A 1,564-nucleotide genomic window follows, 5' to 3' on the forward strand; every position below is an offset into this window, starting at 1 on the left:
TAATGGAGAACTTTTAATTTTATACGTATATCTGAAATTGATTTTCAATTTATTAATTATTTATAAATCCCCAGTCTAAGTCATGAATTTCATAATTGAAGAGTATAATCACCATGTTTATCTATTTTTGGAACATTAATTATAATGTTCCAAAAATAGATCATGAAAAAATAATATTTAAGATGAATAAGATGATTTTACACTGAGGTTCTGATAAAAATGGTTTCTCATTTGTCTAATAAGTTTTAGCCATATCTGTAGGAATGATCAAATTAAAATCGGTGGGAATATAATCTGTCTTAGGAATCGGTAGTTTTGGATTTTCAGACTCAAAAACAGAAATTACAGCAACCTTAAGATTGGGATACATTTGCTTTATATACCAGAAAATCCCGCCATAGGCTTGAGTATGATAATTTCCATTGTAGTGTATAAAGAGATATCCGGGTTTTAAATTTTTAAATATAGATTCAGCCATACTTGCGTCTTTTATCGCCTGTGCTGCGATAAAATTCGTCACATTAAAATGGGCATCATGCTTCTCAAATAAAGTTTTCATTTCCTGATAACCGGGAGTATCCATCGTAATTTTAATTGGCAATTTTACCATATAAGCTTTTTCCTCTACACTTAGATTTTCTAAGTAGTCCAGCCCCTTTTTTGCCACCTGCGAAGCATATTTTCGGGGAATATTCGTCGCTATAAATTTTAGCTGATGGTTTTTAGCAAAATCTAATAAAGGTTTATAATCGGTAGTGTAGTTGGGCCATAATCGTACAGAGTCTCCTAAGGCAGAAGAGGGGAATCTCCCCGCCAAATATTGATCCAACTGATATTGGTTATCTCTTTCGAACATTTCGCCTCCCAGAGTAATTTGCTTGTTGTTCTTTTTATACAGCGCTTGGGTAAGTTTTAGTTGCAACCAGTGAACGATTGCATTATTATGCAATTCGCCAAATAAAACCACTTGGTAATTCGCCAGCTGCTTGATCATTTTTTCAGATTTTATGGGTTTCCCTTTTTTATTGTAAAACTGATAAGCCTTGAATTGCTGACTAAAAAACGGACAAAAAACCGATAGAGCAATCAGCAGAAATAATTTTTTCATCTTTTACACCTCTTATAGTCCCAGCAAATGTATGATTTAGATTTTGTAAAGCCCTTATAATCTAAATTTTTTATTTTGATAAATCCTCAAGCAGATCCCTCCACTCTTGTAGTTCGGGAATACCTGGTTTTCGTTTTCCAAAAAATTGTACGATCATGTCTCCTTTTTTGTTAAAAACCTCCACGGAATGTACTCCCCCATCTTGGGTTGGTTTTTTTACAATCCATATTTCATGTATCTTTTCAGTGTTTAAATGTAAACTAAAATCGGGGTCCATTACATTAATCCAGCTGTTGTACCACAATACTTTATCTATAAAGCCTGTATGAATCTGAATCACCCCCCGGTTCCCTACAAAAACCATAATAGGCAGCTTTTTAATGGAAGAAGTTTCAAGTAAGTTTTCTACTTTTTTAGGATCAATTTTACGGGCAAATCCTGAGGGCGCAAAACGTA

General features: G+C 33.6%; 2 protein-coding genes. Both read right to left on the reverse strand.

From position 1 onward, the window contains the following. Positions 1 to 235: 235 nt before the first annotated feature. Complete coding sequence (locus GNY06_RS04055) at positions 236 to 1,108, reverse strand: ChaN family lipoprotein (protein WP_166518913.1); 873 nt, start codon at positions 1,106 to 1,108, stop codon at positions 236 to 238. Positions 1,109 to 1,178: 70 nt separating this feature from the next. Next, the coding region (locus tag GNY06_RS04060; protein ID WP_317163742.1) for a ChuX/HutX family heme-like substrate-binding protein at positions 1,179 to 1,564 on the reverse strand (386 nt) is incomplete at its 5' end.

Source organism: Elizabethkingia argenteiflava (genome assembly GCF_009904105.1).
GTDB lineage: Bacteria > Bacteroidota > Bacteroidia > Flavobacteriales > Weeksellaceae > Elizabethkingia > Elizabethkingia argenteiflava.